The following is an 18,744-nucleotide window of genomic DNA, read 5'->3' as shown; positions in this document are numbered from 1 at the left end:
ATGCTCCGACAAATGGTTGCCTAAACCGGACGAAGTGACACGGCGACGCTGACGCAGATTAGGTCGCTGACCCTTAGGAGTTGTTCTGCCTATCAAGGAAACGCGGAACGCCGGTGCTGCTTGCGCCATCATCGCCCTTGTCATCTGCATCGTCGGACCGGGAAAGACCGCGTGACAGGTTCGACATGCGTTCAAACAACGTCCCCCCTGTTGGAATGCGGGGTGCCGCCCGCTCAGGCGCCTGTGTTACATCGACAGGTGCAGGCGACGGTGCATTTGCGTTCTCATTTGCGTCTACCGGAGTGTTCAGTTCAAGCGCATCTGCACCTGCCCAAGAATTAGAGGAAAAGCTGCTCGATCCGGGCGACTGTTCTTCGCCCTCTGCAGTGGTGTCTTCATCATCTTCTGGGGCTTCGAAATCGCTGCCAAGGACCAAGCTGTCGTCTTCCGCACCGGTTTCTGGTTCCGCAACCGCGTTTGGCTCTTCGACTGGCGCGGAATTGGTGGTTCCAAATAAAGGCGGTATTGGCGCAGGGGCCACCGCAATTGGCTCCGGTGCCGGACGGCTAAACGAAAATGGCGTGCGCGATTGCGTTGCGGGTGATGCGCTCAGGCCTTCATTGTCGATACCGGTTGCAACAACAGAAACGCGGATTTTGCCGTTCAGATTTTCATTGAACGCCGAACCCCAGATGATGTTTGCATCGGGGTCAACGAGCTCACGAATATGGTTCGCAGCTTCGTCAACTTCCATCAGGCGCATGTCTTCGCCGCCCGTAATCGAGACGATAACGCCCTTTGCGCCTTGCATCGACACTCCGTCGAGCAGCGGGTTGGCAATCGCCCTCTCCGCAGCTTCAAGCGCACGACCATCGCCTTCGGCTTCGCCAGTGCCCATCATCGCCTTGCCCATTTCGTGCATGACAGAACGGACATCGGCAAAATCGAGGTTGATGAGGCCAGGCATAACCATCAGGTCAGTGATACCGCGAACGCCCTGTTGCAGCACTTCGTCGGCCAACAAAAATGCCTCTTTGAACGTCGTGTTCGGGTTGGCGACCAAAAACAGGTTCTGGTTCGGAATAACGATCAGAGTGTCAACATGCTGTTGCAGTTCGGCAATGCCCGAGTCCGCCGAGCGCATGCGGCGCGATCCTTCAAAAAGGAACGGCTTTGTAACAACGCCAACGGTCAATATGTTCATTTCGCGCGCAGCCTGCGCAATGACGGGAGCAGCACCCGTTCCGGTTCCACCGCCCATGCCAGCCGCGATGAAGCACATGTGGCAACCAGCCAAAGCGGACTTCACTTGCTCAATTGTTTCTTCTGCAGCCGCGCGACCAACCTCTGGGCGCGAACCAGCACCAAGACCTTGCGTAATCTCGGGTCCAAGCTGAATACGATAGTCCGCAGGCGAGGCGTTCAGTGCCTGCGCATCGGTATTGGCGACAAGGAAATCGACGCCTTCAACCTTCGCCTTTATCATATTGGCAACCGCATTTCCGCCAGCACCGCCAACGCCAATCACGGCAATTTTCGGCTTCAATTCGTCAACCATAGGTGGTCCGATATTGATGCTCATAATTTTATCCCCTTAGCCTCTTTGGCTTGTTCGAAATTTACGTGCTTTTTACACAAAAGCGCAAAGCGCACACCAGAAAATTACCCTTTTTGCACAGGTTTCTGTCAGAAGTTCTCACGAACCGCCCGTTTTAGCCGCTCAATCAAACTTGGTATCGATCCGCCCAAATGTTCGGCGCGCAAATCATAGCCCGATTGCAGTTCGATCCGTTCCGATGCAGCATAATGAATCAACCCGACGAGCGTTGAAAATGCGGGCCCGGAATGCGCCTCGGGAATGCTAATAAGCCCGGCAGGACGCCCGATGCGGACAGTACGGCCTAATGCGCTCTGCATATGTTCGGCTGCACCCTTTAACTCCGCGCCGCCGCCGGTCAGGACAACCTGATGCCCGGACGGCCCCGTAAAGCCGAGCGTTTTCAAAGCCTGCGCAACTTCGGTCACAATTCCGTCAACGCGCTGGCAGACGACCGCATTCAACTGCGCCTTGGTGATGCGTGGCGCTTGATTGCCGGGTTCAACGCCATTTTCGTCCGGGCCGATGTCGAGCACTTCCTGATGATCGCGTGGGCTGGTCAGCGCCGAACCATGAAAACATTTCAGCCGCTCCGCCTGCGCGCGGCGAATACCAAAGACCGAAGCGATATCGTCGGTGATGTCCGAGCCGCCTTTTTGAATGGTTTCGAGTCCGACCAGCATCCCGCCAATGAACACCGACACGTTGGTCACTGCTGCCCCAAATTCGACAAGGGCGACGCCAAGCTCCCGCTCTTCGGCCGTCAAACAGGCAAGACCTGTTGCAACCGGTCCGACCACAAGCGAATCAACATCCAGATGTGCGGAGCGAACCGTCATATCCATGTTGCGGACGGGTGATTGGTCGGCAAGGATGACATGCACGTCAACGCCAAGCCTATCTGCGTGCAGCCCAACCGGATTTGCTACACCGCCGACACCATCGAGCGCATATAACGTAGGCTGAATATGCAACGCAATTTTACCGCCCGTCTGGATATTGGCGCGCCCGGCCTGAAGCAGTTCATTGACATCATCTTGCGTGATGCGGTCGCCGCCCAGTTCAATTTCAACGGGCGCCAACATGCTATCGAGCCCGCCCGACGACATGCCGACCCAAGCGCGGTCAATGTTCAGCCCAGCTATGCGTTCGGCCTGCTCCACCGCGTGGCGGACAGACAGTTCGGCCTGTTCGACATCCGCAATGCAGCCACGGGTTACACCGCGACTTTCGCGCTGACCAGTGCCCAGCACCAGCAGATCGCCATTTTCGGTTTGCCGTGCGATTAATGCGGACACCTTGGATGAACCGATATCAATCGCCGAAATCAGCCGTTCGGCACGCGTCGTCTTCATGCCGTTAGTCCATTGTTTTTTGATGTTATTTCGTTATTTTCGTCATTTTCGTTGCTCTGCGCTTTAACAGGTTTTGCCTTTGGTGCTTTGCGGAAATAGGCGCGATCGGGGTCGCGTAGGTCAAAATGAATAAGGTCGCGGCCAAGCAAACGGTGGACACCGTCCAACCGGGCAAAGTTCAGCAGTGCTTTGGCAGCTTCCGCCTCACCCTCTGGCAAGGCCAGCGTTTCGCCCGTCTGGAACTGCAAGTCCCAGCGTCGTTTACCTATCCAGGTTGCGCCTGAAACCTGCGATTTCAACGCCGAAGCATTGTCGAGCAAGGCGTTTAACGCTACGATATGTTCATTGGCTTCATTACCGTTCAACATCGGTAAATCGCCGCCCTCATCCGCGCGGACATTTGCCAGAACGATCCCGTTCGCGTCGATCAGCGAATATTTTCCGTTCCGTTGCCATAGCGCCGCTGGCTTGCGTTCAATGATCTCTACCGCCAACGTATCGGGCAAGCGCCGCGAAACGCGGGCGTCCTTAATCCACCCATATTGCAGCAAATCCGCGCGTATTTTTTCGATATCCACCAGGGGCATAGCGCGGTCTTTTTCGGCGAGCACCAATTGATAGACTTTCAACTGGTCCACCCGTTCCATGCCCGTGACCGGGACGCGCTTTACTTGGAAACCAGCCTTGGCGGCCAGCGCGGCATATTGTTGATAGGCAGCGGCGGTCAGGCCAGCATATTGGGCGGCGACCAAAGCAAGCAGCGTGAGCACCGCCAATATGACCCAGGTAACAATCCGCTGCACCTCCTTTTCGGTCAAAGGCAATATGCGTATCAACGTATCAACCCACGAAGCCTGCAGCACCTTTTGCCGAGGGCTTGGGCTTTTTGCCTTGCGTTTTGCGGGCGCTTTACGTGCGACACCAGCCATTATGCGAGCGCCTCTTTAACGATCATATCCACAAGCTGTTCGTAGCTGATCCCGACATGACGCGCTTGTTCGGGCACAAGGCTCAACGGCGTCATGCCAGGCTGGGTATTGATTTCGAGAACGAAAACGCCATCCATGCCCGCTGCATCATCCCAGCGAAAATCGGTGCGCGAGGCGCCCTTGCAGCCAAGCAATTGATGCGCACGCAGGGCCGTGTCCAACATATATTGGGCAATATCCGCAGGGATTTCCGCAGGGCAAATATGTTCAGTCAGCCCGTCTATATATTTCGCATTAAAATCGTAAAAGCCGCTCTTGGGCTTCAACTCGGTCACGCACAACGCTGTGTCGCCCAGCACTGCAACGGTTAACTCCCGACCTTTGATGAAGGGTTCAGCCAGCAACCGGTCAAATTCCTGCCACGGCCCTTTGGCATCGCGCGTAATCGGGTTGCCGTAATTGCTGCCTTCTGTAACGATTGCCACCCCGACCGAGCTGCCTTCGTTCACAGGTTTCAGCACATAAGGGCGCGGTAGCGGATCAGCCGCATATAGGCTTTCGCTGTCCAATATCGTGCCTTTGGGCATCGGAATTCCGGCGGGCACAAGGCACTGTTTCGTTAGTTCCTTGTCGATTGCAATGACGGAGGTCACCATGCCGCTATGCGTGTACGGAATGCCCATCAAATCCAGCATGCCCTGCACCGAACCATCTTCGCCGGGAACACCGTGCAAGGCGTTGAACACAACGTCAGGGCGAAGGCCGGCAAGCACTTGTGCGACATTGCGGTCCATGTCGATGCGGCTGACCTTATAACCAACCTTTTCCAGCGCATCGGCCACATTATTGCCGCTCGTCAAGGACACAGACCGTTCGTTCGACCATCCGCCCATCAACACCGCGACGTGCATTTGTTTACTCATTTCGTTTCACCCACGCGCTGTATTTCCCATGTTAACTCAACGCCCGAATGCGCCAATACGCGGGCACGGACTTCCTCGCCAAGCGCCTCAATATCTGCGCTGGTCGCATCGCCGGTATTAATCAAGAAATTGGTGTGTTTTTCGGACACCTGCGCGCCGCCAATCTGAAGACCCCGGCATCCAGCCGCATCGACAAGTTGCCACGCCTTATGGCCAACAGGATTCCTAAAGGTAGAACCGCCAGTTTTAGAGCGCAAAGGCTGCGATGCTTCGCGCGATGCGCTAATCCGGTCCATCTCAGCTTGGATCGCTTCGGGTTCGCCCGGATGCCCCTGGAAGCGCGCCGCCACAACGATTGCGCCATCGGGCAGTTCGGAATGACGATAGCTGTAATGCACATCTTCCACCGACAAGGTCGCCAGCGTTCCGTCGCGCATCACCACATCGCAATCACGCAATATGTCTTTTACCTCACCGCCATAAGCGCCGCCGTTCATGCGGACAAAGCCGCCGACTGTGCCGGGGATCGAGCGCAAAAATTCTAAGCCAGAGATGCCATTGTCGCGCGCGGTTGATGAAACCAATATGCCCGACGCACCCGCGCCGCACGCCAGCGTCACCGCATCCGTGCAAGTGACCTTGGCAAAGGCCTTGCCCAAACGGATGACAACGCCCCTGACACCGCCATCGCGGACGATGAGGTTCGAACCCAGGCCAAGCGCCATAACAGGCGTGCTAGAGTCAAGTTCGCGCAAAAAGGATTGCAGATCGGCAACGTCCTTTGGTTCAAACAGAACATCCGCGCAGCCGCCCGATTTGAACCAGACCAACGGCGCCAACGGTGCGCCTTGGGTCAAGCGGCCTTCTACATGCGGTAGAAGCTGCGTGGTCATGCACGCGCTGCCTTTATGGCGTCGGCGAGGCCAGGAGCCCATTTGGTGATGTCACCAGCGCCCAAGCACACGACAATGTCATGGCCCTGCACCACCTGCGCTAGCTTGCGTGCCAAGTCGCCTGCGTCCGTGACGGTCGCGGCGGAACGATGCCCGCGCGCCTTTATGCCATGCACCAGCGCGTCTGCATCTATGCCGTCTATCGGGACCTCACCTGCGGCGTAGACCGGCGATATGAACACCATGTCGGCATCATTAAACGCTTGTTGGAAATCATCCATATGGTCGCGCAATCGCGTAAAGCGGTGCGGCTGTGCCACGGCAATCACACGACCCTGCGCGCCTTCGCGTGCAGCAGACAACACGGCGCGGATTTCGACGGGATGGTGGCCATAATCGTCGATGATCGTGACTGCCCCATCCACAAGGGCTATTTCGCCGACCTTGGTAAAGCGCCGCTTAACGCCACCGAATTTGTCAAAGCCTTGGGCAACGGCCGCATCGCTCATCCCCATTTCAAGGCCAACCGCAACAGCCGCCAGCGCATTTTGCACATTGTGGCGGCCCGGCATCGGAAGGTGGATGCCCTCTATCGTCCGTTGCGACCCGTCGCGGGCGCGGACAATGACGTCGAAGCTGTTACCGCCGGGATGCGGCGTGACATTTTCGCCGCGAATGTCGGCCTGCGCCGAAAAGCCATAGGTAATGATCCGGCGGTCGCGGATCTTGGGCAGTATCGCCTGCACCTCGGGATGGTCGAGACACATGATCGCTGCGCCATAAAATGGCACATTTTCGACGAATTCGACAAAGGCGTTTTTGATTGCGTCGAAATCACCATAATGGTCGAGATGTTCGGGATCGATGTTGGTGACAACAGCAAGCGTGCCATCAAGCCGCAGGAAGCTGCCGTCGCTTTCGTCCGCCTCAACCACCATCCAGTCACTGGCACCCAGCCGCGCGTTAGAGCCGTAGCTGTTGATGATACCACCGTTGATGACCGTCGGGTCAATGCCGCCATGGTCAAGCATAGCAGCAATCAGTGATGTCGTCGTCGTCTTGCCATGTGTGCCAGCCACGGCGACGGTGTTTTTTAACCGCATCAATTCGGCCAGCATTTCGGCGCGGCGAACCAAGGGTATGCGCCGTTCCAAAGCAGCGTCGCGTTCTGGGTTGCCTTTCTTCACCGCAGTCGATGTGACCACCACCGCTGCCTCGCCCAAATTTTCGGCGCTATGGCCAATCATCACCTTGATACCGCGTTGGCGCAGGCCATCAATGACATAGCTGTCGGCGATATCGCTGCCTTGCACGTGATAGCCCAAATTGTGCATGACCTCGGCAATGCCCGACATGCCGATGCCGCCTATGCCGACGAAATGCACAATGCCGATATCGGTTGGAACACCTCTCATGCTGCAATCTCTTTAGCAAGTGCGGGCGAAGGGCTGAAAGCGCCACTGGGTTGGGGTTTTGATTTTATGCCATGCATGATTGGGGCGCGACCGAAGGATTCGACCAGGTCGGCAAGATCGGCAACCGCATTTGGTCGGCCGCAGTTTTTGGCGGCCTTCGCTGCATTTTCCAGCGCACCGGGTTCCAACGCGATCTTCTGAATCTGCTTGGCGAGTTCAACCGCAGTGAAGGAGGGCTGCGCGATTGCGCGCGCGCCGCCGGCGTGGACCATTTCCTTGACGTTATAGCTTTGATGATCATCGGTCGCGCTGGGCAGCGGAACCAGTATCGCGGGCCGTCCAGCGCATGTCAGCTCGGCAATCGTCGATGCCCCTGCCCGCGATATCACCATATGCGCCCAGCCAAGCCGTTGCGGCAAGTCAGGCAAATAGGTCGCCAACTCCGCTGGAATGTCATGGGTGGCATAAGCGGCACGTACCGCGTCAATATCCTCAGCGCGGCATTGCTGCGTCACTTGCAAACGCCGCCGTAAAACCAACGGCAACATCGACAACCCATCAGGCACCACATCGGAAAGCACCGTCGCGCCCTGGCTTCCGCCGGTCACCAGCACGCGGAATATGCCGTCGGCCAATAAAGGCGGATAAGGCTGTTCACGTAAGACAAGCACCTCTTCGCGGACTGGGTTGCCGACCAGATGCACCTTGCTGGCATGACGCGGCGACAGGCGGAGTACGTCGGGATAAGAGGTGGCGATGGCGTTCACTCGCCGCGCGGTGAAACGATTCACGCGGCCAAGCACGGCATTTTGTTCATGAATAATCGCCGGTATTTTCTCGGCAAAGGCACCCAGCAATGCCGGAAACGCCGGATAACCGCCAAAGCCGACCACGGCGCTGGGTGCAAAATTTTCGTACAGACGGCGCGCCATAGCACGGCCTTCGGCAATCGCCTTTATGCCGGGAAGCCAGCTCGCCGGATTTTTGGTAATCCGGCCCGCAGGTAAGATATGCGTGGCCATCTTATCAGGGCAGCCTGGAATTTTCGCACCGCGCGCGTCCGTGATCAGCGCCACATGATGGCCGCGATTGATCAGTTCCTGCCCCAACGCAAAGGCAGGAATCAAATGCCCGCCAGTTCCGCCAGCGGCCAACACATAATGCCGAGAAATGGTCATGGCCTATGTCCCTTCACCATATAAAGCGACCGGTCAAGATATGGGTTTCGCTTCGTCAATGCGAGTATCAGGCCGCAGGTAATCGAGAGCGCCAAGATAGACGATCCGCCGTAGCTGATGAAGGGCAAAGTCATCCCCTTTGACGGAAAAACACCCAAATTCACGGCGATGTTAATCATTGCCTGTCCGCAAAATTGCGCACCAAGGCCCGTGACCGCCATGACCACAAACTGGTCTTTCTCATCCAGCAAGCGGATGATGATGCGGACCAAAATCGCGAAGTATAAAAGAGCGATTACCATGCAGGCCAAAAGGCCGAATTCTTCACCGATGACCGAGAATATATAGTCGGTATGCCCCTCAGGCAGAGAGTATTTCTTTATGCCAAGCCCAGGGCCAAGGCCAATGAAGCCCCCGTTGGTTAGGGTTGCCAGCGCCATCTTGTCATGCGTCAGCCCTTCCGTACCAAAAATCCAGGCGTCTATCCGCTGGGTTGCGACGGGGTAGAAGTTGTAGGCGAGGAGGATAAACAGCACGCCGCCGATTACGAGGAACCACAACCGGCTTGCAGGCACGCCAGCGACCATCATCAGCGCAAACCAAGTGCCCATGAACAAGATAGTTTGCCCAAGGTCCGGTTGAAGCAACAGGAAAAAACACACAAGGCCAGTGGCAATGCTGGTCAGGACAAGAACGGGTAAGCTTGGGTCTTTTAACCGCCAGCTAATTATCCACGCCATCATGACCGCGAAAAAGGGCTTCAGAAACTCGGACGGCTGAAGCCCCGCAAAACCAGGGCCAATCCATCTTTGAGACCCGTTCACCTCGCGTCCCAATAGGGGCACCAAAGCCAGCAGAACAAAAAAGACGCAAAAGCCGTAGATGGCATAGCGTCGGGCTTTTTCGCGCGGGCACATCGACACGAGAAGCATCAGCGGGACACCAATTAGGACCCACATCAACTGCCGATAAAAGAAATAGAGCGATGAAAGCTGCGTCGTTGAAGACGACAGCCGCTGCGCAGCCGCTGGAGACGCGGCAGCGACGGCCAGCAACCCAATAGCGATCAACACCATCATCAGTGATAATAATACGCGGTCGAGTTCCCAAAACCACACGCCCAAGGGCGAACGGTCGCCACGGCCTAAGCGGTTGGCAAAGCCGATTTTGCCGGTTTTAGCCGCAAGGACCCAAGGCGCCTCTTTTGGATCGCTCATAACGCCTCCACAATTGCGCGGAACGCATCGCCGCGGGCTTCGAAGTCTTTGAACTGGTCAAAGGACGCACAAGCGGGCGAAAGCATGATAACGTCGCCCTGCTGTGCTTGGGCTGCTGCTGAATGCACCGCAGCGCCCATCATCTCGCTGCGTTCCACAGGCATGTGCGGCGACAATAATTCATGGAATAACGGACCGGCTTCGCCAATTGTGTAAGCCTTTACGACATGGCCAAAATTAGGAATGCATTCGTCGAGATTGTCGGTCTTTGGCAAGCCGCCGACGATCCAATGCACGCGCGGATAAGCGGCCAAGGCGGGCGCAGTAGATGCCGCATTCGTTGCCTTGCTGTCGTTGATAAACAATACGCCGTTCCGTTCGGCCACAACTTCCATCCGATGGGCAAGCCCGTTGAAGCTGCGCATCGCTGGCCGCCATTGGGCCTCAGTCACGCCAAGCGATTCGACGATGGCAATGGCCACCGCGATATTCTGCAAATTATGGGGCCCTTGAAGCGAAGGCCATTCGGCCTGACCCGTTACCGATTGCGGATCGGCGAGATGCACAAATTCCGCCCCACGCCGCGCAAGCACTTGGTTGTAAACGCATTCGGTATCAGCGTCGCCTTTGCCAAACACAGAAAATTCTTTGCCCGTCTGCATTTCAAACAGCCGCGCTTTCGACGCCATATAGCCTTCATAACCATCATAGCGATCAAGATGGTCTGGCGACAGGTTGATGAGCGCAGCGGCGTCGCACGCGAGGCTGTGCGTGATGTCAATTTGATAGCTTGAAAGCTCAAGCACATAAACGCCGCCTGCGGGCAATGGCACTTGCGATAAAATCGGTAGGCCAATATTGCCTCCCATGCGGACCGGAATTGACGCGCTCTCCAGCAGATGATGCACCAACGCCGTCGTGGTGGATTTACCATTGGTCCCGGTAATGCCCACGACACGATGCGGCGGTAGGTTCGGCCGCGCCATCGCGAACAATTCTATATCGCCAATCAGCGAGATGCATGCCGCCTTTGCCTTATCAGCGATAGGGTGGCGGTTGATAGGAACGCCGGGCGAAACGACAATGGCCTCATAGCCCGTTAAGTCGCTTAGCAACGGATCGGCAATCGTGGCGATGTCTGCAACCTTGGCCCGCGCGCCTTCGTCATTGTCCCATGCCAGAACTTCGGCCCCGCCCGCGACAAGCGCACGTGCCGCCGAAAGGCCGGAACGCGCAAGTCCCAATATTGCGAACTTCCGGTCTTTAAAGGCAGGGGTAGTGATCATCTGAGTTTGAGGGTTGATAGCCCCGCAAGCGCCAATACGAAAGCCACAATCCAGAAGCGAATGACAACGGTCGGTTCGGACCAGCCAAGCTGTTCAAAATGGTGGTGAATCGGTGCCATGCGAAAAATGCGCTTGCCCGTCCGCTTGAACCAAAACACCTGAATGATAACAGACAGCGCCTCAATTACAAAAAGCCCGCCGATGATGGCAAGAACAAATTCATGGTGCGCCACAACGGCAATAGCGCCAAGCGTTCCGCCCAAGGCAAGGCTTCCGGTGTCGCCCATGAACACCGTCGCAGGCGGGGCGTTGAACCACAAAAAGGCAAGGCCCGCGCCCACAATCGCGCCGCACAGCATCGCAAGATCGCCCGCCCCCAAATAGAATGGAATACCGAGATATTCTGCATATTTGGCGTTGCCGACCATGTAGACGATCAGCATGAACGCGATTGAGGCGATGATCACGGGCATGGTGGCCAATCCATCAAGGCCGTCGGTCAAGTTTACTGCATTGCCGAATGAAACGATCACAAAAGCCCCAAAGGGCACATACCACCATCCAAGGTCGATGATGGGGCCGTTGACAAACGGCAGATATAAATTGCCGCCCGATTGCCAGACAATCAGCGATACCGCGACGCCGGCAATGGCAAATTCCCACAGCAACCGGACTTTGCCGGACACGCCCTTGTGGCTTCGTTTCTTGACCTTGTCATAATCGTCGAGAAAACCGACCATGCCAAAGCCAGCGGTCACCAATAAACAGGCCCAGACATATATGTTTTTCAGGTCCATCCACAAAAGCATCGAAATGCCGACCGACACCAAAATCATCAAGCCGCCCATTGTTGGCGTACCGACCTTGGCCAGATGCGATTGTGGCCCGTCACTGCGAATGGGTTGGCCCTTGCCCTGACGCACGCGCAGCATGCTGATAAAGCGTGGTCCAATCAGCAGGCCAATAATCAACGCCGTGGCAATCGCCGCGCCCGACCGGAAACTTAAATAACGGATAAGGTTAAAAATACCCGGAAATCCAAGATATTCGGCCAAAACATATAACATCAGTTTTCCCCACCCGTCAGCGCGCTAACGATGGTGGAAAGTCCCATAGAGTTGGAACCTTTGACCAAAACCGTGTCCGATGCGCAAAGATATTGTTGCAGGACGCCAAGTGCCTCCTGCGCGGTCGCGCAATGCGCGAATTCCTTCGGTCCCTCAACCCCTGCTTTCAACTCTTCAGCGAGAATTTCCATCTCTTTACCGACGAGGATTGCAAAATCCACCTTTGCGGCGGCCAAGGGCACAGCAAGCGCGCGATGATAATGATCACCCTTGTCGCCCAATTCCTTCATCGAACCCAAAACAGCGATACGCCGCCCGCCGCCCGACAGTCCCAACTGGCCAATCGTTGCAGCCATGGAGGCCGGGTTGGCGTTGTAGCTTTCATCGATCACATGCACATTGCCGCCAGCAATGGCCACATCATGCCGTGCGCCGCGTCCAGATAGGCCACCCATTTCGGCCATGGCCAGACCCGCAGACGCCAGATCACCGCCAGCGGCCATTACCGCAGCCAATACCGCCATGCTATTGGCAATCCAGTGCTCACCGGGTTGCGACAAATTGAAGGACAGCATCGCGTCGCACACTTTTGCGGTGATCAGCGTGCCATTGTGGGCCGTCTGGAGATGGTCGATAACACGGACATCGGCGTCGGGGCTGAAACCAAAGGACAAGATCATGTTGGTGTAGCGCTCTGCCGCAGCACGCAGACGTGGATAATGCACATTGTCTGCGGGCAGGATCGCCGTGCCGCCTTCGACCAAGCCTTCGAATATCTCTGCCTTGGCGTCGGCAATGCCACTTTCATCCTTGAAAAATTCAATATGCGCAGGGGCGATGGTGGTGATGATGGCAACATCGGGCCGGACAATATGGCTCAGCGCGCGCATTTCACCTGCATGGTTCATACCCATTTCGAATATGCCAAAGTCACAATCTGCGGGCATCCGCGCCAGACTTAAGGGGACGCCGACATGGTTGTTGTAGCTTTTAACCGACCGGTGCGCGCGGCCGCGTGAACATCGGTCCAGCGCGGCAAACAACGCCTCCTTCGTCCCTGTTTTGCCCGCAGAGCCAGTCACGCCAATAATCTTTGCCTTGGTCCGTGCGCGCGACGCATGTCCCAATGCCTCCAATGCCTGCATCGTATCGGCGACACGGATATGTGGGTGCGGCACTGGCTGCGACACAATTGCGCCTGCTGCGCCATTGGCAAATGCCTTGTCGACGAACAAATGCCCGTCGGTCTCCGCCCCCTTCAACGCCAGAAACAAGTCGCCTGTGCCGATTTCACGCGAGTCAAAGGCAACGCCAGTGGCATCAAAATGCCCCGACGCTGTGCCGCCCGTCGCCGCCAGCAGTTCTTCGAATGTCCACAACGGCATCATGCCGCGCATTCCCGCGCAACTTCGACATCGTCAAAGGGCAAAACACGGCCCATGATGATCTGTCCCTGCTCATGCCCCTTGCCCGCGATCAGGACGATGTCGTCCGGCTCGGCATGTTCGATGGCAAAGGCAATCGCATAACGCCGGTCGCCAATTTCATGCGCGCCCTTCGCACCCGCCATCACATCCGCACGGATAAGCGACGGATCTTCGCTTCTCGGGTTGTCGTCGGTGACGATCACAATGTCGGAATCCGCCACGGCCACCGCGCCCATTTCCGGACGCTTGCCAGTGTCGCGGTCGCCGCCAGCACCAAATACCGTAATGAGCCTGCCCTTGGTATGGGGACGCAAGGCCGCAATTGCCGCGCGCAAGCCGTCGGGTGTATGGGCATAATCAACGTAAACGGGCGCGCCGCTTTTGGTAATCACCGCGCGTTCCAAACGTCCGCGCACTGGCTGCACCCGCGCCAAATGCGACAGCAGGCTTTCGACCTCTCCACCGCTTGCCATGACCACGCCAGCCGCGACCAAAGCGTTGGCGGCCTGATACGCACCGGTCAACGGTAGCTTCAACTTGTGCACATCGCCCTGAATACGCAGTTCAAGGGTCTGCCCAAGCTGGGTCGGTTGGCGCGATAATAATTGTATGCCCTTGCCCTTTTCACCGACCGTAATCAGGCGGAGTTCGCGTTTGCGCGCGCGGGCAATCACTTGGTCGGACCAAGCATCATCGGCCCAAATGACTGCGCAGCCGCTTTCGTCAACCACCTCGTCAAACAGCCGCATCTTGGCTTCAAAATAAGCTTCCATGGTCCCGTGATAATCGAGATGGTCGCGGCTTAAATTGGTAAAGGCCGCAACCGAAACCGGAACGCCTTCGCTGCGATATTGGGACAGGCCGTGACTTGATGCCTCGAATATCGCATGGCTGACGCCTTCGCGCGCTAGCCCCGACATATTGGACAGGAAGGTGACGATGTCGGGCGTCGTCAGTCCGGTCTTGGCCTGATCCGACGCCGTAGTGATACCCAAAGTGCCAATCGACGCCGCTCCATGCCCCGCCATGCGCCAAAGCTGCCGCGTCAGTTCTGCGGTCGATGTCTTACCATTGGTTCCGGTGACGGCCGCAACATGGTCTGGAAAAGGTTGGAAGAATTTTGCCGCAAGACGCGCGAAAGCTTGGCGCGGGTTGGCTTCGGCAACATGCACTGCGCCGCGCACCAGGGCTTCGGGACGTGCGACAACGGCAATGGCACCAGCGGCAATCGCATCGTCGATAAAATCTTCGCCGTTTAACGCAGCGCCTTCAAATGCTCCAAAAACGGTGCCGGGCGCAATCTTCCGATGGTCGATGGCAAAGCCGGTCACTATTCTGTCGGCACATGCCATGTCGGCACCGCTTACCAATTGCCCGAGCTTCACTATTGCTCTCCCTTCGCCTTCCACAATAATGGCATCAGTTCGGAGACATCAACATCGCGTTTCATGTCCGGAATGATCCCCAATAACGGACCAATGCGAGTCACCGTTTTCTGCACGACCGGTGCAGCGGTATAGCCTGCGGTCCGCTGAAAGCTGGATGCCTCTGTGCCCTGTGGTTCGTCCAGCATAACAAGGACTACATAACGCGGATTGTCCATCGGGAATGCAGCGGCAAAGGTTGCGACCACGAGATTGCGGCTATATCCGCCAATGCCGGGTTTTTCCGCCGAGCCGGTTTTTCCGCCGACGCGATAGCCCAAGGCGTCGGCATTCTTGCCCGTGCCGTCGACCACAATCATGCGCATCATCTGACGCATCCGTGCGCTGGTTGCGGCCTTAAACACACGTTTGCCGGGGATTTTTGCCCCGGCCTTTGTCTTGAACATCGTCGCCGGTCGATAGATACCGCCATTGACCATCGCGGCATAAGCGCTGGCCAAATGCAGCGGCGTCACCGAAATCCCGTGGCCAAAGCCAACGGTCATATTGGTAAGACGGCCCCATGTTTTGGGATAAAGCGGCATCGCTTTTTCTGCGAGCTCAATGTCTGGACGCGCGTTGAAGTGCATCGTGCGCAGCATCGCGTCCATGCGGGCGGCACCCAGATTGTCCGCAATTTGCGCAGTGACAATGTTCGAACTGTGGATCAGCGATTCTGGCGCGTTGAGCCAACGTTCCGAAGGGTGCGAATCCCGAATTTTGAACTTGCCGACCTGAAGCGGCCTGGTGGCATCATAACGCACAGACAGGTCGCGCACCGTTCCCGCGTCCATCGCCGCTGCCACCGTCAGTGGCTTAAACGTAGATCCAAGTTCATAGACACGGTTGGTGACATTATTGGTTTGCCGCGAAATCGGGTAGCGGCCATCGACTATATTTTCCCCAAGGTCGGGGATGTTGGCGAAAGATGGCCGGTTCGGGTTGAATGATGGCAGTGTGGCCATGGCGATGACTTCGCCGGTTTGCACATCCAGGATCACGCCCGCCGCACCCTTGGCAGTCGTTGCAGCCATGCCGGATGCAAGCTCGCTTTCAAGCGCGGCTTGCACGCGGACATCCAACGCAAGTTTCAACGGCGCGGAACGCTTTGACGGGTCACGCAGATAGTCATTCATGACCCGTTCCATGCCCATCGCGCCTTTGCCGTCGCGATTTACAAAGCCCAAGACATGCGCCGCCATATCATGCTGCGGATATAAGCGCGTGGCCTCACGCGGGAACTCGATAGCGATTTCGCCAAGGCTGTGCACCTGCCGAACTTGCTCTGGCAACGCGCGTTTCCGCAGATAGCCGGGCTTGCCTGCGGTCAATTTGGCATAAAATTCAGAAGCTGGTGTATCCGGAAAGATTCGCGCTAATTGGTTCGCCAATTGCTTGCGATCGCCCAGAATATCTTCAGGTTTTACCCAGATCGCATAGCCATAGATGCTGCGCGCCAAAGGAATGCCGTTGCGGTCCACAATGTCGCCCCGTTCAGGGACATATTCAGTGCTCGTCGCCCCATATGCCCGCGTGCTCTCAAACAATGCCAAGGTGGTAAGACGACCAATCAACAGCACGACAAACATACCAAATGCCAGCAACAGAATAAGCATGCGCCAAAACCCGTGCGCCGCAAATGGTGGCGGGTTGATGCCGCTTTTCCGAGTGGTTGTGCGGGCCAGTTGGGGGTTCATTACCGGCGACGTTCGTTCGCGGACTTAGCAGAAATGTCGCGTAACAAATCGTCGGACAAAAGCGTCTCGTCCATACGCGCAAGTCGCTCGGTCCGGGTCTGCTCAACCTTTGGCGCCAAAGGCTTTGGCGCGGCACGCTTTGCCGGCTCGGCGAAAATCGGGGCCGCAACGGCCGTTGCAATCGCGGTCGACTTTTTCACCACGGCCTCAATCGTTGGCGCAGGGTTCGCTTGGTTCGCGCTTGGCGCGACGTCGATATCTGCGGAAGCCATCATTACTGGTTTCGTCTGTTGCAGATCTCCGGTCAGCTCTGCAAGCGCAGCTTCACCACTGACGAATTGTTGCGCCGATGGTGGCTGATAGCCGTACAAAAGCTCATTCCATTCCTCCAACTGCTGAAGGCTGGCACGCGTCCGGATTTCCGCTTGAAGAAAGCTGATTTCCCTCTTTGTTTCAAGAATTTCTCGATCAACCGACACAAGATCGCCGTGCGTCGCAGCAACATTGAGAGACAAAGGATACAACAGAATGGCAACCATGAAAACCAAAGCCAACCAGCCGAGATTCTGAAGTTTCTTCATAGCGAGACTCATGCTGCAAGTCCTCCTGTTGCCCATGCGGCGGCGTGTGTGCGGGTTGCGGAACGTAAGGTTGCCGACCGTGACCGTGGATTACGGGCCAGTTCAGCGTCCGATGGCCGGACTGCCTTGTCCGCTTTATCAAAAGTGGGGCCAGGGCCGTCGCGGCCAACCAATGGCACATGGCGCGAACCTGCGGCTTCTGCTCCACTACGGCGACGCAAAAATTGCTTTACGATGCGGTCTTCAAGACTGTGGAAGGTGACGACAGCCAAGCGGCCACCTGGCTTCAACATGCGTTCGGCAGCCTCAAGGCCGTCGGTCAGCTCGTCCAATTCGCGGTTCACATGAATGCGAATGGCTTGAAAGGCGCGGGTAGCGGGGTCTTTCGGCGCGCCGGGCTTGTGACCAACGGCTTTGCGGACAATCGCGGCCAATTGCGCGGTGGTTTCTATGGGCCGCGCAGCGACAATTGAACGCGCGATGCGGCGCGAACGATGCTCTTCGCCATATCGGTAAATAATGTCGGCAATGTCAGCCTCTTCGGCTTCGTTGACGAAGTCTGCCGCCGTCATGCCGTCCTGACCCATGCGCATATCAAGCGGGCCATCCTTTTGGAAAGAAAAGCCGCGCTCAGCGCGATCAAGCTGCATCGACGAAACGCCGATATCCAATACGACGCCATCGACCGACGAAATGCCGTCGGCCATCAAGACATTGTCCATGTTAGAAAAACAGGCCGCGTAAAGACGCAAGGCGCCTTCACTGCGGCCCGCAAGGTCCGCACCTTCTTTAAGGGCATCGGGATCACGGTCGAACGCGTAAACGCGCGCACCGCCAGCCAGTATCGCTTGGCTGTATCCACCTGCACCGAAGGTACCATCCACGATCTCAGCGCCAGGGGTGATGGCAAGAGAGTGAATTACTTCATCCAGTAAGACCGGAATATGGGGAGCTGGAGAGGTCATTTGTCCCGCTTTATCTGGGACAGCCAATAATTCAGCTCATCCTTAACGGGATTAAATGCCGCAGGCGCTTCTTTCAGGAAGACGTCGGGGTTCCACAGCATGAAATGCGTTGTCGCACCAAAAAAGAAGCCGCGATCTTCAATGCGACCGAAATGCTTGAGCATCGGCGAAAGCACAAAGCGGCCACTGGCTTCAAATGCAGTCTCGAAAATCGAGGATGCTGAAACGCCTGCGATTTCGCGGTCAAATTCGGTACCGCGATTAACGGCGCTTTGCCATTGCGCCTCGATATCGGCGCGCAACTTAAGCCGCTCGGATCCGCCAAAGCCGATGAGGCAAGGCAGGGAGGAGTGGCGCGATATGCACACGCTGTTGCTGCCGCTGGATTGCTGGACGCTGTCGCGCAGTTCTGCAGGAATAGTCGTGCGGCCTTTGGCATCGACATTCGACACCCCCGAACCTGCATAGACGACCAACGCTGACACTAACCGCATACCCCCAGAAAAAAGAGCGCAGATCTCTAATCATGGCGAAGCACATCGCCATGCGGACGCCGTAGCGACCGACAGAATCAGGAATCCACCCCTTGATGACTGTGCATAGCAAGGGATTTCATGGATGAAAAGAGGGATTTTATGGAAAAACTATCTCATTTTTGGCAAAATGCCGGAATTCCGTTACTTCTTATACATCGCTCCAAATATAGGTGGGATAATGGAAGCGATTTTATGGTGCCCAAAGCGCCAAAATCGGCGGCTTTTCGGGTGATTGCGGCACCATTTTTCTGATC

General features: G+C 56.7%; 17 protein-coding genes. 1 reads left to right on the top strand and 16 read right to left on the bottom strand.

The genetic code is table 11. The features are described 5' to 3' along the window. Window positions 1-73: 73 nt before the first annotated feature. The 16 genes from ftsZ to HEQ18_RS01215 form a co-directional block, all read right to left on the bottom strand. The gene (ftsZ, locus tag HEQ18_RS01290; RefSeq protein WP_432815207.1) at window positions 74-1,582 is read right to left on the bottom strand and encodes a cell division protein FtsZ; all 1,509 of its coding nucleotides are present in this window, start codon (window positions 1,580-1,582) and stop codon (window positions 74-76) included. 104 nt (window positions 1,583-1,686) lie between these two features. Continuing rightward, window positions 1,687-2,952: a cell division protein FtsA gene (gene ftsA / locus HEQ18_RS01285; RefSeq protein ID WP_432815206.1), complete on the bottom strand. Its 1,266-nt coding sequence runs from the start codon at window positions 2,950-2,952 to the stop codon at window positions 1,687-1,689. Beyond that, window positions 2,949-3,881, bottom strand: coding sequence for a cell division protein FtsQ/DivIB (locus HEQ18_RS01280; RefSeq protein ID WP_432815205.1), 933 nt, complete (start codon window positions 3,879-3,881; stop codon window positions 2,949-2,951). The genes ftsA and HEQ18_RS01280 overlap by 4 nt, the downstream gene beginning before the upstream one ends. Continuing rightward, window positions 3,881-4,804, bottom strand: coding sequence for a D-alanine--D-alanine ligase (locus HEQ18_RS01275; protein ID WP_432815204.1), 924 nt, complete (start codon window positions 4,802-4,804; stop codon window positions 3,881-3,883). The genes HEQ18_RS01280 and HEQ18_RS01275 overlap by 1 nt, the downstream gene beginning before the upstream one ends. Beyond that, window positions 4,801-5,697: a UDP-N-acetylmuramate dehydrogenase gene (murB, locus tag HEQ18_RS01270; protein ID WP_397604453.1), complete on the bottom strand. Its 897-nt coding sequence runs from the start codon at window positions 5,695-5,697 to the stop codon at window positions 4,801-4,803. The genes HEQ18_RS01275 and murB overlap by 4 nt, the downstream gene beginning before the upstream one ends. Then, window positions 5,694-7,112, bottom strand: a complete 1,419-nt coding sequence (gene murC, locus HEQ18_RS01265) for a UDP-N-acetylmuramate--L-alanine ligase (protein WP_432815203.1) — start codon at window positions 7,110-7,112, stop codon at window positions 5,694-5,696. The genes murB and murC overlap by 4 nt, the downstream gene beginning before the upstream one ends. Beyond that, the gene (murG, locus tag HEQ18_RS01260) at window positions 7,109-8,290 is read right to left on the bottom strand and encodes an undecaprenyldiphospho-muramoylpentapeptide beta-N-acetylglucosaminyltransferase (RefSeq protein ID WP_432815202.1); all 1,182 of its coding nucleotides are present in this window, start codon (window positions 8,288-8,290) and stop codon (window positions 7,109-7,111) included. Before murG ends, murC begins: the two co-directional genes overlap by 4 nt. Next, on the bottom strand, window positions 8,287-9,507 hold the full coding sequence (locus HEQ18_RS01255; protein WP_432815201.1) for an FtsW/RodA/SpoVE family cell cycle protein: 1,221 nt from the start codon (window positions 9,505-9,507) through the stop codon (window positions 8,287-8,289). The genes murG and HEQ18_RS01255 overlap by 4 nt, the downstream gene beginning before the upstream one ends. Then, window positions 9,504-10,793, bottom strand: coding sequence for a UDP-N-acetylmuramoyl-L-alanine--D-glutamate ligase (gene murD / locus HEQ18_RS01250; RefSeq protein WP_432815200.1), 1,290 nt, complete (start codon window positions 10,791-10,793; stop codon window positions 9,504-9,506). The genes HEQ18_RS01255 and murD overlap by 4 nt, the downstream gene beginning before the upstream one ends. Continuing rightward, the gene (gene mraY, locus HEQ18_RS01245) at window positions 10,790-11,860 is read right to left on the bottom strand and encodes a phospho-N-acetylmuramoyl-pentapeptide-transferase (RefSeq protein ID WP_432815199.1); all 1,071 of its coding nucleotides are present in this window, start codon (window positions 11,858-11,860) and stop codon (window positions 10,790-10,792) included. The genes murD and mraY overlap by 4 nt, the downstream gene beginning before the upstream one ends. Further along, window positions 11,860-13,248, bottom strand: coding sequence for a UDP-N-acetylmuramoyl-tripeptide--D-alanyl-D-alanine ligase (locus tag HEQ18_RS01240; protein WP_397604518.1), 1,389 nt, complete (start codon window positions 13,246-13,248; stop codon window positions 11,860-11,862). The genes mraY and HEQ18_RS01240 overlap by 1 nt, the downstream gene beginning before the upstream one ends. Beyond that, entirely contained in the window at window positions 13,245-14,639 is a 1,395-nt protein-coding gene (locus HEQ18_RS01235; RefSeq protein WP_432816024.1) for a UDP-N-acetylmuramoyl-L-alanyl-D-glutamate--2,6-diaminopimelate ligase, read from the bottom strand. Before HEQ18_RS01235 ends, HEQ18_RS01240 begins: the two co-directional genes overlap by 4 nt. Before the next feature lie 32 nt (window positions 14,640-14,671). After that, on the bottom strand, window positions 14,672-16,408 hold the full coding sequence (locus HEQ18_RS01230) for a peptidoglycan D,D-transpeptidase FtsI family protein (protein WP_397604447.1): 1,737 nt from the start codon (window positions 16,406-16,408) through the stop codon (window positions 14,672-14,674). Further along, complete coding sequence (locus HEQ18_RS01225; RefSeq protein WP_432815198.1) at window positions 16,408-17,001, bottom strand: hypothetical protein; 594 nt, start codon at window positions 16,999-17,001, stop codon at window positions 16,408-16,410. Before HEQ18_RS01225 ends, HEQ18_RS01230 begins: the two co-directional genes overlap by 1 nt. Then, window positions 16,998-17,954, bottom strand: coding sequence for a 16S rRNA (cytosine(1402)-N(4))-methyltransferase RsmH (gene rsmH / locus HEQ18_RS01220; RefSeq protein WP_397604445.1), 957 nt, complete (start codon window positions 17,952-17,954; stop codon window positions 16,998-17,000). The genes HEQ18_RS01225 and rsmH overlap by 4 nt, the downstream gene beginning before the upstream one ends. Further along, complete coding sequence (locus tag HEQ18_RS01215) at window positions 17,951-18,448, bottom strand: division/cell wall cluster transcriptional repressor MraZ (RefSeq protein WP_397604444.1); 498 nt, start codon at window positions 18,446-18,448, stop codon at window positions 17,951-17,953. The genes rsmH and HEQ18_RS01215 overlap by 4 nt, the downstream gene beginning before the upstream one ends. Before the next feature lie 141 nt (window positions 18,449-18,589). Between HEQ18_RS01215 and HEQ18_RS01210 the strand changes: the two genes are divergently transcribed. After that, entirely contained in the window at window positions 18,590-18,742 is a 153-nt protein-coding gene (locus tag HEQ18_RS01210; protein ID WP_432815197.1) for a hypothetical protein, read from the top strand. Window positions 18,743-18,744 lie beyond the last annotated feature (2 nt).

The sequence above is a fragment of the Sphingorhabdus sp. genome (assembly GCF_050921905.1).
Taxonomy (GTDB): Bacteria; Pseudomonadota; Alphaproteobacteria; order Sphingomonadales; family Sphingomonadaceae; genus Sphingorhabdus_B.
The sequence above is the reverse complement of the archived record's forward strand: the minus strand, read 5'-3'. Positions and strand labels throughout refer to the sequence as shown.

Bases quoted from the DNA above. Each gene is read 5' to 3' on its own strand.
- ftsZ (WP_432815207.1), bottom strand. From the start codon at position 1,582: ATGAGCATCAATATCGGACCACCTATGGTTGACGAATTGAAGCCGAAA.
- ftsA (WP_432815206.1), bottom strand. From the start codon at position 2,952: ATGAAGACGACGCGTGCCGAACGGCTGATTTCGGCGATTGATATCGGT.
- HEQ18_RS01280 (WP_432815205.1), bottom strand. From the start codon at position 3,881: ATGGCTGGTGTCGCACGTAAAGCGCCCGCAAAACGCAAGGCAAAAAGC.
- HEQ18_RS01275 (WP_432815204.1), bottom strand. From the start codon at position 4,804: ATGAGTAAACAAATGCACGTCGCGGTGTTGATGGGCGGATGGTCGAAC.
- murB (WP_397604453.1), bottom strand. From the start codon at position 5,697: ATGACCACGCAGCTTCTACCGCATGTAGAAGGCCGCTTGACCCAAGGC.
- murC (WP_432815203.1), bottom strand. From the start codon at position 7,112: ATGAGAGGTGTTCCAACCGATATCGGCATTGTGCATTTCGTCGGCATA.
- murG (WP_432815202.1), bottom strand. From the start codon at position 8,290: ATGACCATTTCTCGGCATTATGTGTTGGCCGCTGGCGGAACTGGCGGG.
- HEQ18_RS01255 (WP_432815201.1), bottom strand. From the start codon at position 9,507: ATGAGCGATCCAAAAGAGGCGCCTTGGGTCCTTGCGGCTAAAACCGGC.
- murD (WP_432815200.1), bottom strand. From the start codon at position 10,793: ATGATCACTACCCCTGCCTTTAAAGACCGGAAGTTCGCAATATTGGGA.
- mraY (WP_432815199.1), bottom strand. From the start codon at position 11,860: ATGTTATATGTTTTGGCCGAATATCTTGGATTTCCGGGTATTTTTAAC.
- HEQ18_RS01240 (WP_397604518.1), bottom strand. From the start codon at position 13,248: ATGATGCCGTTGTGGACATTCGAAGAACTGCTGGCGGCGACGGGCGGC.
- HEQ18_RS01235 (WP_432816024.1), bottom strand. From the start codon at position 14,639: ATGGCATGTGCCGACAGAATAGTGACCGGCTTTGCCATCGACCATCGG.
- HEQ18_RS01230 (WP_397604447.1), bottom strand. From the start codon at position 16,408: ATGAACCCCCAACTGGCCCGCACAACCACTCGGAAAAGCGGCATCAAC.
- HEQ18_RS01225 (WP_432815198.1), bottom strand. From the start codon at position 17,001: ATGAGTCTCGCTATGAAGAAACTTCAGAATCTCGGCTGGTTGGCTTTG.
- rsmH (WP_397604445.1), bottom strand. From the start codon at position 17,954: ATGACCTCTCCAGCTCCCCATATTCCGGTCTTACTGGATGAAGTAATT.
- HEQ18_RS01215 (WP_397604444.1), bottom strand. From the start codon at position 18,448: ATGCGGTTAGTGTCAGCGTTGGTCGTCTATGCAGGTTCGGGGGTGTCG.
- HEQ18_RS01210 (WP_432815197.1), top strand. From the start codon at position 18,590: ATGGAAAAACTATCTCATTTTTGGCAAAATGCCGGAATTCCGTTACTT.